We start from the raw sequence: 14897 nt of genomic DNA, 5'->3' as shown, positions 1-14897 counted from the left end.
CGCGATACCCCAGTACCAATAGATTGGCACTTGCTTATCGCGCTCAACGCAAATTCGTTTCCTTTGTCCGCCCGATTAGCGTTTGACCCGCCCTTACCGGCTTGCCCGTACGTCGAATGCACCGCCCGTCAGCGTTCGATCGCGCAGCGTGACCGGTTGCTTGCCAGGAATCAGCGGGAAGACCAGTTCGGCAAACCGAATCGACTCTTCAAGATGGGGATAGCCGGAGAGCACGAACGTGTCGACCCCGACATCGCTGTATTCCCTCAGGCGCTCCGCAACTTCCTGCGGATTGCCGACCAGCGCGGTGCCCGCACCGCCGCGCACCAGCCCGACACCGGCCCACAAGTTCGGGCCGACCACCAGCCGGTCTCGTCGGCCACCGTGCAGCGAGGCCATCCGTTTCTGCCCCACCGAATCCATGCCTGCGTAATTGCGCTGCGCCGCCGCAATGTCGTCGTCGGTCAGATGACTGATCAACCGATCCGCGTCGGCCCACGCTTGCTCGCTCGTCTCACGCACGATGACGTGAAGCCGCACGCCGAACCGCAGTGTTCGCCCTCGCTTTTTCGCCCGGGCCCGCACGTCGGCGATCTTTTCCGCTACGGATTGCGGGGGCTCGCCCCACGTCAGATAGGCGTCAACATGGGTGGCGGCCAGTTCGTGCGCCGCCTCGGACGATCCCCCGAAATACAACGGCGGATAGGGCTGCGTTGCAGGTTCGAAGAAGTTCTGCGCGCCGGAAACCTTCAGATGCTGCCCCTCGAAGTCAACCTTCTCTCCCTGTAACAGGCGTCGCCAGATGCTGAGGAATTCGTCCCCCGCGACATAACGCTCGTCGTGCGCGTAGAACACGCCGTCTGCGGCCAATTCGGTCGCGTCGCCACCCGGCACAACGTTCAGCAGCAGGCGACCTGCGCCGAGGGCCTGATCGAGTGTGGCCGCCTGACGTGCCGACGCAGTGGGATTACCGAGCGACGTACGAAGGGCGACCAGCAATTTGATGCGTTGCGTGACCGGCACAAGGCTCGCCGCCGTGACCCAGGGATCAAGGCAGGAGCTGCCCGTTGGAATCAGCAGACCGTCGTATCCAAGACGCTCCGCCGTCTCCGCGATCTGCCGCATGTAGGCATTGGTCGCCGGACGACCGAAGTCGGATTTGCCAAGATAGCGTGTGTCGCCCGAAGTGGGCAGGAACCAGAAGATGTCGGGATTCATGATGTTCTGCGAAGGTGGATGTCGCTATCGTTGTCGTCGTCGATGCCAACGGGCGCTTTTCGATGTGGACTGATTTCCCCAAGTCGAATCAGGCGCGCGCGGACCACATTGCGACTGATGCCGAGCAAGCGCGACGTCTCGCTCTGGCTGTAGTTGCTGCAGCGAAACGCTTCGTATAGCAACGTGTCTTCTACGGTCTGATGCAGGTTTTCGGCCTGCGACGTGCACAGCCGACGCATGACCTGGCGTAGTGCGGTCATGTCGTCGATCGGCGCAGACGCCACGGCGGGTGCGGCCACGGTGTCCGGAATCGATGCAGACACCTCGCATGGTGCGGGTAAGGGTAAGGGCAAGCGCAGACACTCCGCGTCGATCTGACTGCGCTCGCATCTGAGCAACGAGCGATGAATGACGTTCTCCAACTCGCGCACATTGCCATGCCAGGGCGCCTGTATCAGTCGTTGCTCGGCGTCTGGCGTCAACGCCAATTGAGGGTAGCCAAGACGCCGACTGTAAGCGTCGATGAAATAGCGGGCGAGCGGCACAATGTCTCCCGGCCGCTCCCTGAGCGTGAGCACGTTCAGGCCGACGACATTCAGGCGGTAATACAAGTCCTTGCGAAAACGCTTATCCGCAACGAGTTGTTCGAGATCGACGGAGGTGGCGGCGAGAATACGCAAATCGACGGGAATCGGCTTGCGTCCGCCCAGACGTATCACTTCACGCGTCTGAAGCACACGCAGTAACTTGTTCTGTACGGGCAACGCCAGGTCGTTGATTTCGTCGAGAAAGATGGTGCCGCCATTGGCCTCTTCGAACCAGCCTTGCTGGGCGCCGAACGCGCCGGCGAACGCACCGCTCTCGTAGCCGAACAGTTCTGCGTCGACCAGCGACTCGGAAAACGCGCCGCAACTCACGACGACGAACGGACCGTCACGTCGCAGACTACGATCGTGAATGTGGCGCGCGATCAATGCCTTGCCCGTTCCCGTTTCGCCGGAGATCAGAATGCTCGCGTCACTCGGCGCGATCTGCTCGATATCGGCGAGCAATGCCTGCGAACGCGGATCGGCGAAGATCCAGTCATTAGCCCCTGCGCCTGGCGCGCTATCGACCGCCCTTGGCGCAGATGGCCAGACCGGATGGGTTCCCATGTCTGTGTCGCCTCAGGAATAGAAGGACGGTACCGGCGACTGAGCATTGACGACCCAGTTACCGATGTCCTGAAGCTTGTAATCGACCGGGTCGTGCAGCGTCTGCACCCGCAAGTTTCGCCAATATCGATCCAGCCTTAGCGCGCCGTGTGTCGCCCGTGCGCCGGTCGTCTCGAAGACGCGACTCGCCACATCGAGTCCTGCACGTGAGGCGGCGACCTTGGCGACCGCCACGGCGAGCGCCACCTGCCCTCGATCTTCGGTGCTCAGAGCATCGCCCTTGCGCCATGCGTCGTCGAACAGCGTGGCGGCGCGCGTTGCAAGCAAGCGGGTGCCTTCCAGCGCGACGTAGAACTCGCCGTAGTGTTTCAAGGTGTACGGATCGTCGCTAGCACGCGTTGCAGGCGAACGGAACCATGGCCTCGCCTCGTTGACGGTGTAATGCCGTGCCTCCGAGAGCGCTCCCTCGGCGAGCCCCAGGAACATGTGGACGAACACCAGTTGCGCCAGCAACGGACGAAGCGAAGCGCGCGGCGTTGACAATGGACCGGGATCAAGCAGCAACTCCGCTGCCTCCACGCGCACGTGCTCGAAAAGCGCGCTTCCGCTGTCGGTTTGTCTCTGCCCGAAGCAGTTCCAGTCGCTGTTGATGGTGATGCCCGCTCTCGCGGTAGGAAGCGCGGCGATCAGCAACCGTCCGCTCACTTCGTCCTTGCCCGACGCCAGCAGCATTTCCGAGTCCAGCGCCCCCGAACAAAAACTCTTCTTTCCGGAGAACTCGAACCAATCCCCGATGCGACGCACCGTGGTGCGCTCGTCAAGCGGATTGAGGGCATTTCCCCAGAACCACTGTTTGCTGGCCGTCTGTTCGATCCACGGCTCCCACTGAGCGGGTTGCGAGAACAACTGCACGGTCGCCAATTGCAGGTGATGGAAACCGTACACGTGCGCGATCGAGCTGTCGGTCTGCGCGAAGATCCGCACGGTATCCAGCGTCTCGCTCCAACCCGCTCCCCTGCCGCCGTAATCCTGAGGAATGGAGAGCGCCAGCAGGCCACTGCTGCGCAGGGCGTCTCGCTCTGCCTTAGGCGTGCCTCCCGAGGCGTCGCGTGTTGCCGCGGTTTGTGCAAATTGACTTGCGAGTGCGCCAGCTTGTGCGGCACTGTCCTGGCGATGTGCAGAGGACGATGGCCCCATCATGCGGTCTCCTCGGTGCGGCGATAACTTGCTGCGGCATGTTGCGCGGGGAGGCGGTCGCCGCGCCCGAACAGCCGATGGCGCAGGGTGCCGGTGTCATAGTGAGTGCGGTATCGGCCACGGTTCTGTAGCTCGGGGACGACGAGGTCCGCAAAGTCTTGCCAGGTTTCGGGCACGACGATACGGGTCAGGTTGAACCCGTCGATCTCCCCCTCGTCGATCCATCTTTCGAGCTCGTCGGCTACGTGAGCCGCATCCCCGACGATGGTGTGATATCGGCTGCCCAGTGCAAACTGATCGAGCAGTTTGCGTCGCGTGGTCCAGCCTTGTTGCCGGGCCGTTTGGGTCGCGGACTGAATCGCGTTGCCGGTACCGTACGGAATCGGGTCGTCGAGACCGTATCTGGCAAAGTCCACGCCGGTGCTGGCGGCAAAATGCGCGAGTCCGCTCTCGGCGCTCGCATGCGTCAGATACTCAGCGTACTTTTCTTGCGCCTCGGCCTGCGTCTTGCCGACGACCACGGCGACACCGGCGAATATCTTGATGTCGCCCGGCGCGCGCCCGGCCGCGACCGCTGCCGCGCGGAGGTTGCGCGATGCCACACGCGCGGCTTCGGGCGACGCCGCACCGATGAAGACACCCTCCGCGTGCTTGCCGGCGAAACGCAGCCCTCGTGACGAGGTCCCCGCCTGAAACAGCACGGGCGTGCGTTGCGGTGAGGGTGCGCTCATATGAATCGCGTTGGTGCGATAGAAGGGGCCGTCGTGCACCACTGCGCGAACCGTGTCGGGCAACGTATGGACACGTCGGGCCCTGTCCGCCACGACAGCCCCGTCGTCCCAGCTCCCCTCCCATAGCTTGTACGTCAGCTCAAGAAAGTCCTCTGCACGGTCGTAACGGCTGTCATGCTCCGCCAGTCCATCCTGCCCAAGTCCCCGGACGCCGCTGTCCACATATCCGGTCACGATGTTCCACCCGATGCGTCCGTTGGTCAGTTGATCCAGGGTCGAGACGTCGCGAGCAAAGGTATAGGGATGGTGTGCCCCGACCATCGCGGTCAGACCGAAGCCGAGATGCTGCGTCACGGCCGCCATCGCCGACACGATCAGCCAGGGGTTGTTGACAGGCAGTTGTATTCCCTCGCGCAGGGTCAGGTCCACGCCCCCCTGGTACACGTCGTAGTAGCCGATCACGTCCGCGATGAAAATGCCGTCGAACAGGCCACGCTCCAGAATTTGCGCGATGTCCGTCCAATACCGCAACGTGCCGTATTCGCTGGAGCGATCTCGCGGATGTGTCCAGAGTCCGTGATGAATGTGCCCCACGCAATTCATGTTGAACGCATTGACGTGGATGTGTCGTTTTGTCTGTGTCATAAAGGGTCTGCGCGTCAGATCGCCCCGTGTCGCGGTGGTCGCACGCCGTTGAGGACATAGTTGCCCACGGCGTGGTATTTCCATCGGACCGGGTCATGCAACGTATGCGTGCGGGCGTTGCGCCAGAAACGGTCGTAGCCCTGGCCTGCGAGCGTAGCGCCGGTACCCGCAAGCTCGAAGAGCTTCGTTCCGGCCAACAGGCTCGCGCTGGTGCTCAGCGCCTTGGCCTGTTCCACGGCGACCGAGGCCGCTGCCACGCTTGCCTCGTTCGAGTCCCGCTGTGCCGCGTCGACGGTAAGGGCCGCACGGGCGATCAGGGCATCCGCCGCACGCAAGCGCAGATGCACGTTGCCGACCTGTTCGAGCAACAGCGGATCCTGCGAGGCGCTATCGACCCCCGAGTCGATCCACGGTCGGGCGCGCTCGCGAATGAATGGCAGCATGGCCTGTAGTGCGCCGTGACCGATGCCGGCGTCCAATGCGGCGTGGATGATCTGTGCAAAGGGGCCGATGGTTGTCGGTCGCTCGAACGACGCGGTGAACGGCACGACCCATTCCGGTTCCACACGCACGCGGTGGAACTGAACGGAGCCGCTGCCCGTGAGGCGCTGACCGAAGCCGTCCCAATCGTCGGTCACGCTCACACCGGGCGCATTTCGCGGCACGAAGACGAGATAGGCGCGTGGCTGCTCCTGTTCCTGCGCAATGGCCAGGGTGGGAATCCAATGCGCGTAGACGGCGCCAGTGCAATAAAACTTCTCCCCCTCAACGAACCAGCCACCCGGCTCGCGAACCAATTGGGTTCGCCGTTTGAAATCCCGGTGACCGATTTCGGCGAGCGCATTGCCCAGTCGTTCGCCGCGCAGCACCCGGTCGTAAAAGAACGTCTTTTGCTCGTGAGTTCCGCCTACGCGCAACACCTCAAGCGCGTAATAGTGATTCTGCGGAATGTGTCCGAAATTGCCGTCGGCCGCAGCGATCAGGCCGATAGCCTGCGTCAGCGTTCCGGTGTCCACGCCTGCGCCACCGTACTCGCGCGGCACCGTGATTCCCCACAGGCCGCTTTGACTGAACTGCTCCACCTCGCGCCATGGCAATACTCGTGCCTCGTCGCGCGCCTGGGCACCGGCGGCGATCTCACGAGCAAACTGGCGAGCGACGTCCAGTGCCTGCCGGACGTCTCGAATCACAGGAACGGACGTTCGTGACGCAGGTGCGGGTGCGGGCTGAGGTGGCCGAGGTGGCTGAGCGGCGACGAAAGTGTGTGTCAAAGTCGATGCGTTTGTCATACGGATTCCGAGGGACCTTCAGTTCCATTGATGGCGCTGCGGAAGCACGCCATTCAGGACATAGTTACCCAGCAGGTGATACTTCCAGCGCACCGGGTCGTGCAGCGTGTGCACGCGGGCGTTGCGCCAATGACGATCGAGACCGTATTGGCTGCGGCTGGCGGACGATCCTGCCAGCGCGAACAGATGTTCGCTGCTGTTGAGTGCGGCTTCCGTCGTCAGTATCTTGGCTTCCGCCACCGCGACAGACGCGCGGGCGCTCAGCGCTTCGTCGACCGGTTGACCCGCCAGTTCATCCAGATAGCGCGCCGCTTCGAGCAGCACGGCATGCGCGGCGTCCACCTCGATCTGCAACTGACCGATCTCGTGAATGATGTACGGGTCGTCGCACGCGTTGGCCACACCGGAATCGATCCACGGTCGGCTTCGTTCTCGCACGAAGTCGAGCGCATCGCGCAGTGCACCTTGCGCGATACCGGCATCGATGGCGGCTTGTATCAATTGCGAGACGGGGCCCGACAACGTGGGCACCGCTGCGAAACGCCACAAAGGCACCACATCGTCCTCGCCGACTTCGACCTGCTCGAAAATCACGCTACCGCTGGCCGTGGTGCGCTGGCCGAAAGCGTCCCAGTCATCCAGAATCGTGACGCCCGGTGCGTCGCGCCGTACCCAGACCTGAACCGCCTGCGCCCGATCGTCGACCGCGCGAAACGGAATCCAGTGCGCAAACGCCGAGCCCGTCGAGTAGAACCGCGTTCCACTGACGCGCAACGTGCCGTCCGGATCGCGCGCCACCCGGGCCGTCGCGGCGGAGACGCGGGCGGCCTTCGCTTTTCGTTCCGGGCCTGCGTTACCGATACGATGGCCGCCCAGTACATCGGCGAACCATCGCTGCCTTTGCGACTCGCTCCCCATATCTTTCAGGTTTTGCAGTACCGCAAAGTGGTTCTGCGGAATCTGCCCAAGTGAAGGATCCGCTGCGCAGATCGTCACGAAAAGCTGCGCCAACGTTTCAAAGGACGCGCCCAAGCCGCCGTAAGCCCTGGGGACCGTGATCGCCCACAGGCCGCTTGCGCTGTATTGCTCGATTTCGTCCCACGGAAGCCGACGTTCGCGGTCGCGCTGCGCGGCACCTTCACGAAACGACTCAGCCAGCGTGCTGGCAATGTTCAGGGCTTCGCGCTCGCTCGCAATGCGCGGCACGGGGCGTGGCGGCAACGGCTGGCGTGTCAGGATGCGGGTCTCTTCTGCCCTGGCGGCCGAGGTGGCAGTCGTCTGTTCGACGGACAAATTCCCCCCCTTCGCCTGCGGAATCGTCATGAAATGCCTCGCTTACAAATCTGAAAATGGTGTGACTGGCGTGGGCCGCGTCAGCGACTGCGTAGCCAGTGAACGTACCGGTCACCGATGGCCTGTACCATCGTCACGAGCACGATCAGCGCAGCAATCACGATCAGCATGACCTGCGTGTCGAACCGTTGATAGCCATAGCGAATTGCAAGGTCGCCGAGACCGCCCGCGCCGACAGCACCCGCCATCGCCGAGGCACTGATCAGGGCGACCAGCGTAATCGTGAATCCGCCGATCACGCCGGGGAGCGCTTCGGGCAGGTAGACGTGACGCACGATGTGCCACTTCTTGCACCCCATGGCCTGCGCCGCCTCGATCAGTCCGGGATCGACTTCGCGAAGACTGACTTCTACGATGCGCGCAAAAAACGGCGTGGCGCTGATCGCCAGCGGCACGATGGCAGCCCATACCCCGATGGTCGTACCGGCGACGAAACGCGTAAACGGAATCAGCGCGACCAACAGAACGATGAACGGCGTGGCGCGAAACCCGTTGATGACGCTGCCGACCAATCGGTTCACGCGTGGCCACGCAAGAAATCCCCCGGGTGCCGTGACGATCAGCAGCACTGCAAGCGGAATCCCTGCAACGAAAGCGATCGCCCCGGATACGCCGACCATCATCAGCGTATCGAGGAGCGCGTTCCAGTAGCGATCAGCGGAGATGGACAGTGTCAACGACATAACCGAGTACCTTGATATCGTGAGCAATGGCCTGCGGCCCTTGCGTCAGTGATGTCCGATCGGACGCAACTTCCGCGCCCTTGAGGGCGAGCAGCAACTGGCCTTGTGCGTGTCCCTGAATGCGATCGATGCCGCCGTGCACCAGTCGGACGTCGCCGCCAAGCACTTGGGATATCCGCGCGAGATCCGGCTCCAGGCCGTCGAGACCGCGATAGTCCAGTTGCACGACTTGCGCGTGTGGAAGTTCGGGGCGCTCGGCAGTGAGCGCGGCCGTCAGATCGTCCGGCAAATCGTGCTGCAGCGGGGCCAGCAGCGCACGCGTCGCATCGTGCCGGGGCGAACCGAATACCTGCCAGACCTCGCCCAACTCTGCGATGCGGCCCTGCTCCAGCACCAAGACCCGATCGGCGATTTCCCGAATCACGCTCATTTCATGCGTAATGAGGATCACCGTGATGCCTAGCTGTCGGTTGATGTCGCGCAGCAAACGCAGAATCGCCTGCGTCGTTTCGGGGTCGAGCGCCGATGTCGCTTCGTCGCACAGCAGAATTTCGGGGCCCGTCGCCAGCGCGCGGGCAATGCCCACGCGTTGCTTCTGCCCGCCGGACAGACGCCTCGGATACGTTTGCGCCTTGTCGGTCAATCCCACGAGTTCGAGCAGTTCCCGCACCCGCGCGTCGATCTGTGCTCTGGGCACACCGGCGACTCTCAGCGGCAACGCAATGTTCTCGAACACCGTCTTCGCCGAGAGCAGATTGAAGTGCTGGAAAATCATGCCGACGCGCCGACGCAACCCCACGAGTTCCGCCTCGCTCAAGGTTGCGATGTCGACGCCATCGACCAGCACCTGCCCGCTCGTGGGCCGCTCTATCCGATTGATCGTGCGCAGCAGACTCGACTTACCCGCGCCACTGCGCCCGATGATCCCGAAGATGCTCCCGGGAGCGATCTCGAGGCTGATGGCATTCAGCGCTTTGACCTCCCCGGCCGACGAGACGTAAGTCTTGGTGAGCGCGCGAAACGCTACCGTCCCCTTCGCGGTCTGCGACGCCTGGGTTGGCGCAGGGTCTGCGACGCCGGACACGGGCCGACCCCTTGTGATCGCTGCGGCGCTCCCCTGCCCTGCCAGCGCCTGCCGTGCTGTGACATTTACGCCCATGCGGATGCTCCTTTCGTTAGGGCACGCCTCGTCATTTCACCCACGCCAGCGTGTATAGACGCTTGTCGTCGTTGAAGGCATGGAGAACGGCCGTCTTCACAGCATCCGAGTTCTGGTAGATGCGAATGAACTTCTGCACCACCGGATCCTGAGTGCGATTTGCCTTGACCACGAATTGAATGGCGAAGCGCGAGTCTTCGATCCCCGAGTACGCCAGTCCGCTCGACGGATCGAAAGCCTTGGCGGAAACAATGAAGTGGGGATAGCCCTGCGCGATGTCGACATCGCCGGTGATACGCACAAGTTGCGGTCCTTCAACTTCGACGAAACGAAGCTTCTTGGGGTTGTCGACGATGTCGTTTAGCGAACCGAGAAAACCGACGCCGCTCTTGAGCTTGATCAGTCCGACCTTTTGCAGGAGCAACAGGCCACGGCCCTGATTGACGGGATCGTTAGCGATACCCACCGTTCCGCGTTGCGGCACATCGGTTACCGATTTGTGCTTGAGCGAATACAACCCCACGTTGGCCAGAATGCCGGTGCCCGCACTGGCAAGCTTGAAACCGTTTTTCTGGATAGCGTTGTCGAGGAACGGTTGGTGCTGGAAATAATTGATATCCAGATCTCCGGCATCGACTGCGATATTCGGCGTGGTCCAGTCCGTGAACTCGACGACGTCGACATCGATTCCCTGCTTCTTGGCTTCTTTCGCAGCGACGGCAATCGAGTCGCCATAGGCACCGGCCATAACGCCGATGCGCAACTTGTCCGCAGCATGGGCGCCGACCATCGCAAACACGGCAAACGGAACAATCAAGAATCGGGACAACTTCATAGGTGACTCCGGGAACGAATTGCGTGTGGAAAGAAATGACGTTTCGCCGATGGCATCGACCATGGCTGGCTGTAGCGCCGCTCGTCGTCGACATAGGATTCGTCGATCCTGCAAGTACCGGTGGCGATTCCTGCTGGATCTCGATGAACTACCGGATACGAGGGTCACTCGCGTTATGGTTCGCCGTCGACGTCGCGAGGGCGCTCCGCGCCCCTCACCGCCTATGTCTATGGCCTTATTAAAACCTCGCTTCCCTGCGACGCCTACCAAGCAAAACTGGTATGCATATGCGCACCGCGCATGTAGTCCAAGTCGTTGTTTGATATGTACTTTTTAATCCCCCAAGCCATTTCGGCCGGATTTGCGAAAGCGACCGCCCTGCGCGTCACGGCTCGGGCGTGCTGCAAATCGAACAATCTGCTGGTTCGCTGACCGAATATCAGCAAGTGGGCGGGTGTGTCGGGGGAACCGCACTCTCGCCCATCCGGTTGCCTCAGTCCTTTGGCGCTTGCGCTTCGATTCGCTCGCTCAGTTGCTGCAGGAGGATGAGCGTCTCGAAAACGGCTCGAACGGCAAGCCGCAACCGGTCTTCCCGCACCTTGCCGGTCTCGTCCAGCGTGCCTGCGCCCGGCGTGATGAAGATATTGGCGTCGTCTGCGATATTCGGCGTGACCCCGGCTCTCACAAGCGCGTTATTGAAAAGGTTCGTCTGCGCAATACGATCCTCGTGAGAGAAGATCGGAATGCCGAACTCGCCGTTGCGCCATGTGTCCTGATAATTGATCTCGACCCCGCCCGCGTTTTGCGAGCGTGTGAGCAAGATGCCGGGTTTAAGGCGGCCCTTCGCGCGCGCAAATTCGTCGAGCACGATTTCCCACGTCGCATCCACTGCGGCCACGATGGGCTCGGGATCGTCGCGCAACAGGCGCAGGGCAGCCAGCGTGCCAACGAGCGCCTCCTTGCCCGGATCGAACGCGATATGCGATCCCTTGCCGTGCGACGAAACGCTGCCGAAGCGCTCCGAATGCAACCCGAGCGCGCGGCGCACGTTGATCATCACGTCTTCCTTGCCGATGATCAGTCCGCCGGTCGGTCCCCCCATGACCTTGTCCGTGCTGTAAATCATCACGTGCGCGCCGATCCGGCGCGGGTCGGTGCCCAGAAACGGCGTACCCCATGCGTTGTCGGCAATATAGGGAACGCCGAAGCGCGCGGCGAGCGCGCCAAAGGCGCGATGCAGACGCGACACGCCATGCTCGTCCTTGGCGCCATAGCCGCAGCCCGGCGTGTCGTAGCCGAGGGTTGCAAACCCGGCGAGGTCCGCCGCGTGAACCGTTGCCGCGTGCTCAAGGGCATGCAACGAGGCCTCGGGATTGACGTGAACGAGCAGAGGACACACGTAAGACTTGATGCCATGCACGTCGTAGCGCGCACCGGGCAGTTTCACGAAGACGGTATCGACGTTCTCCGCCCGACGCCCTGACAGCCCCAACTCGCCGGCCGTGGCGCCCCGGTCGGCAAAAATGTCCTTGTAGATGCCGGGCACCGGGCGACCGTAGCTGCCGTGGTGCTCGATGTGCCGCTCATACGGCACGATTGTGCGGGCGCGCGGCGGATCGCCACGCCCGATCAGCGAAGGCGCGATGAGCGCGTCATGCACGACCGCCAGGCCCGCTTCGGCGCTGTTGATCGGGGCAGCATCGAAGTCGTCGCCGTAGACCGACTTCACGACGCGCCGAATCTCGTCGCCGATACGGTTGAGCGGGAAGTAGTCTGCCGAGCTCTCGACGATCGCCTCGCGCACCGCTGCACGTAGCACGCCCGGTGCGCTGGAATTACTCCCGGAAATGCCGAAGCGGCCTCGCAACTCGTCTGGAATACCCAGTGTCGAGGAGAGTCTGGCCGCGTTGTCGAGCAATTCGGGCGCGCTGGCGCGCAGTTGGCCATACCAATCGAAGCGAAAAAGACTCATGACAACTCCTGACCGGCATGGCGATGCGCCTCGTCCCGGATGATGTGCAATACGTGTCGGCGCAAGCGTCCGAACTCCGGGTCGTCGGCGAGATCCTCGATATCGCGCGGGCGTTCGAACGGCACATGCAAGTGCTCGCGAATGCGGCCCGGACGAGCGGACATGATGAGCACGCGGTCGGCAAGCAGCAACGCTTCGTCGACGTCGTGCGTCACAAAGAGAATCGTGGTCCCGGTCGCGGCCCATACCGACGTCAGCAGTTCCTGCATCGTCAGACGCGTTTGCGCGTCGAGCGCGCCGAACGGCTCGTCCATCAGGAGAATGCCGGGATTCGGCAACCACGCCCGGGCAAGGGCCGCCCGTTGGCGCATTCCGCCCGATAACTGCCACGTGGCGTGGTGCTCGAAGCCCTTGAGCCCGACGAGGGCAAGATAGCGGTATGCGTCGTCGAGATACTGCGCCTTCGGCACACCGGCCATGCGCGGACCGAAGGTGACGTTATCCAGCACGTTCAGCCAGGGAAATAGCGTGGGCTGCTGAAAAACGAAGCCCCGGTCCGGCCCGGGTTGCATCACAGGCTTTGCATCGATGCTCACCACCCCGGCATCGGGCCGGTCGAAACCGGCGATCAGATTGAGGATGGTGGACTTCCCGCAACCTGACGGTCCCAGCAGGCACACGAACTCCCCGGGCCACAGTTCCAGCGAAACGTCTCCCAGCGCCTGAAACGGCGGCTGGCCGCGAGACGCCGGTGAAAACGTGCGGCTGACGTGGCTCAGGTGAACGCGCGGCGTAACCTCATGAGTGCGATTCATGCTTCCCTCCCCGCCCACGGCACCGTCACGCGCTGCGCGATCACGATGGCGTAATCGAGCAGATACCCGATCACGCCGAGCAGCAGAATGCCGACCATGACGACATCCGTTCGCAGATAGGTGCCGGAGTTCATCACCATCCACCCCAGTCCGGAGGAGGCCGCGACGAGTTCGGCGGCAATGAGCGATGTCCAGCCGATACCGATCGACAATCGGACGGACGTGAATATCTCGGGCAACGCGTTGGGCAGAACCACATGCCGGAATATCTGATAGCGACTGGCCCCCAGCGTCTGCCCGGCGAGCATCCGGGCGCGGCTCACGCTGCCCACTGCCGCGGCGGCGCCCACCACCACACTAAGAAAGCACGAAATGAAGATCAGGAAGAACTTCGACGATTCGCCAATGCCGAACCACACCACCGTGAGCGGAATCAGGGCGATCTTCGGCAAAGGGCGCAGGAACTGGACGAACGGGTCGAGCGCTGCGCTCAGCGCGGGGGTGAGCCCCATGAGCAGCCCGAGCGGTACCCCGATGACAATCGACGCAGCGAACGCCGAGAGTGCCCGCAGCAGACTCACGCCGATGTGATGCCACAGGGATATTTGCTGATAACCGTGACTGGCGAGGTCGAGTGTGGTGCGCACCAGTTCAACGGGAGACGGCAGGAAAACGGGATCTGTCCAGCCGACGACGGCGCCGAGTTGCCAGAAGACCAGCACACTTAGCACCGCCGTGGCACCGATCGCCAAACGATAAGCGTATTTCATACGAAAGTCGGTGAAGCGTATCGGTGCGCGCTACTGGGCAGACGCACGCGCGAGGAAGCTCGAATCGATATTGTTCGAGTACGTGGCGGGAATCGTGTCCGCGCGCAACTGGCCGGCACCGGCAAGGAATTTGGCCGTATCGACCATCGCCCGATCGATCCCCTAGCCGCGCGTCGACGCGCCATTACCGAGATAAGCGGCGGACACCTGCTCCTTGACCGAGGGGTAGGTCAGCCCCGCGAGCGTACGGCGCACGGACTCGATCGGCTGCTCGATGTTCTTCGAGATGATTTGCGCAGCGGCTTCCGGATCTTTCTGATACTCGTCGACCTTCTGCTGATAGGTCTTAAGGAACGCGGTCACGATCTGCGGATACTTTTCGGCAAACGCCTTGCGCACGACGAAGTTGTTGTAGATCAGGTAGCCGTCTTTTTGCAGATCTTTCGTGAAGAAGATTTCATGTCCGCCGTTGGCCGTCAGTTGCTGGCTGGCCGGGTCCCATGCGTAGGCGCCGTCGATGTCCCCACGTTTCCACGCAGCGACGATCTCATTCGGACTGAGCGGTACGAGTTTGATCTTCGAGCGATCGAGCTTGTAGACCTTGATGGCCGCTTCCAGCGCATACTGCGCCGTCGAGTTCGGCGGATAGGCAATCGTCTTGCCTTCGATGTCCTTCAGGCTCGCAATGTTCTGGCGCACCGTGAGCCGCTCGCTCGTGGCGATCACTTCCGGAATGCCGATGACCTCGATGGGCAGGCGCTGCGTGATGCCGGCCACCGCCGGGCTGGAACCGAAGCGTGCGATATCGATGGCGTTCGCGGCGAACAGCGAGATGACGTCGGCGCCGCTGGCGAATTGCACCCAGCGCACGGGCACGCCAAATGCCTTGTCGAACGATTTGTCGGCGCGCGCAAGCACCCAGACTCGGGGCGCACCGGCCCATGCGAGACGAACTTCAGCAGGCAATTCCTGCGAATGTGCAGCGCCCGTGCCCAGCGTGGCAATCGCCGACAAGGCGACGACCAGCCAGCGCTTCAAAATGCTCGTTTTCATTTTCGGATTCCCCGTGTTGCTGA

At 62.5% G+C, this 14897-nt stretch carries 13 protein-coding genes; all 13 read right to left on the bottom strand.

Going from position 1 to position 14897, the window contains the following annotated elements:
* Positions 1 to 93: 93 nt before the first annotated feature.
* The 13 genes from ssuD to MB84_RS06705 all read right to left on the bottom strand — a co-directional run bounded on the left by ssuD (position 94) and on the right by MB84_RS06705 (position 14874).
* Positions 94 to 1218 (bottom strand): FMNH2-dependent alkanesulfonate monooxygenase, encoded by a 1125-nt coding sequence (ssuD, locus tag MB84_RS06765; RefSeq protein ID WP_046291216.1) that lies wholly within the window; start codon positions 1216 to 1218, stop codon positions 94 to 96.
* On the bottom strand, positions 1215 to 2372 hold the full coding sequence (locus MB84_RS06760) for a sigma-54 interaction domain-containing protein (protein ID WP_046291215.1): 1158 nt from the start codon (positions 2370 to 2372) through the stop codon (positions 1215 to 1217). Before MB84_RS06760 ends, ssuD begins: the two co-directional genes overlap by 4 nt.
* 12 nt (positions 2373 to 2384) lie before the next feature.
* Positions 2385 to 3569 (bottom strand): acyl-CoA dehydrogenase family protein, encoded by a 1185-nt coding sequence (locus MB84_RS06755; protein ID WP_157122879.1) that lies wholly within the window; start codon positions 3567 to 3569, stop codon positions 2385 to 2387.
* The gene (locus MB84_RS06750; RefSeq protein WP_046291213.1) at positions 3569 to 4945 is read right to left on the bottom strand and encodes an LLM class flavin-dependent oxidoreductase; all 1377 of its coding nucleotides are present in this window, start codon (positions 4943 to 4945) and stop codon (positions 3569 to 3571) included. The genes MB84_RS06755 and MB84_RS06750 overlap by 1 nt, the downstream gene beginning before the upstream one ends.
* A gap of 14 nt (positions 4946 to 4959) precedes the next feature.
* The gene (locus MB84_RS06745; RefSeq protein ID WP_046291212.1) at positions 4960 to 6234 is read right to left on the bottom strand and encodes an SfnB family sulfur acquisition oxidoreductase; all 1275 of its coding nucleotides are present in this window, start codon (positions 6232 to 6234) and stop codon (positions 4960 to 4962) included.
* An 18-nt stretch (positions 6235 to 6252) separates the two neighbouring features.
* On the bottom strand, positions 6253 to 7557 hold the full coding sequence (locus tag MB84_RS06740; RefSeq protein ID WP_084009639.1) for an SfnB family sulfur acquisition oxidoreductase: 1305 nt from the start codon (positions 7555 to 7557) through the stop codon (positions 6253 to 6255).
* A 50-nt stretch (positions 7558 to 7607) separates the two neighbouring features.
* On the bottom strand, positions 7608 to 8270 hold the full coding sequence (locus tag MB84_RS06735) for a methionine ABC transporter permease (protein ID WP_046291211.1): 663 nt from the start codon (positions 8268 to 8270) through the stop codon (positions 7608 to 7610).
* Positions 8242 to 9354, bottom strand: coding sequence for a methionine ABC transporter ATP-binding protein (locus MB84_RS06730; protein WP_425415889.1), 1113 nt, complete (start codon positions 9352 to 9354; stop codon positions 8242 to 8244). Before MB84_RS06730 ends, MB84_RS06735 begins: the two co-directional genes overlap by 29 nt.
* 106 nt (positions 9355 to 9460) lie before the next feature.
* Positions 9461 to 10264 carry a MetQ/NlpA family ABC transporter substrate-binding protein gene (locus tag MB84_RS06725; RefSeq protein ID WP_046293502.1) on the bottom strand — a complete coding sequence of 268 codons (804 nt, stop codon included), beginning with the start codon at positions 10262 to 10264 and terminating at the stop codon, positions 9461 to 9463.
* A gap of 493 nt (positions 10265 to 10757) precedes the next feature.
* The gene (locus tag MB84_RS06720) at positions 10758 to 12236 is read right to left on the bottom strand and encodes a PLP-dependent aminotransferase family protein (protein WP_046291209.1); all 1479 of its coding nucleotides are present in this window, start codon (positions 12234 to 12236) and stop codon (positions 10758 to 10760) included.
* Positions 12233 to 13015 carry an ABC transporter ATP-binding protein gene (locus MB84_RS06715; protein WP_425415901.1) on the bottom strand — a complete coding sequence of 261 codons (783 nt, stop codon included), beginning with the start codon at positions 13013 to 13015 and terminating at the stop codon, positions 12233 to 12235. The genes MB84_RS06720 and MB84_RS06715 overlap by 4 nt, the downstream gene beginning before the upstream one ends.
* A gap of 32 nt (positions 13016 to 13047) precedes the next feature.
* Positions 13048 to 13821: an ABC transporter permease gene (locus MB84_RS06710; RefSeq protein ID WP_046291207.1), complete on the bottom strand. Its 774-nt coding sequence runs from the start codon at positions 13819 to 13821 to the stop codon at positions 13048 to 13050.
* A gap of 162 nt (positions 13822 to 13983) precedes the next feature.
* Entirely contained in the window at positions 13984 to 14874 is an 891-nt protein-coding gene (locus MB84_RS06705) for a taurine ABC transporter substrate-binding protein (protein ID WP_245725497.1), read from the bottom strand.
* Positions 14875 to 14897: the final 23 nt, after the last annotated feature.

It is taken from the genome of Pandoraea oxalativorans (assembly GCF_000972785.3).
Taxonomy (GTDB): Bacteria; Pseudomonadota; Gammaproteobacteria; order Burkholderiales; family Burkholderiaceae; genus Pandoraea; species Pandoraea oxalativorans.
This window is presented reverse-complemented; position numbering and strand designations above follow the sequence as displayed.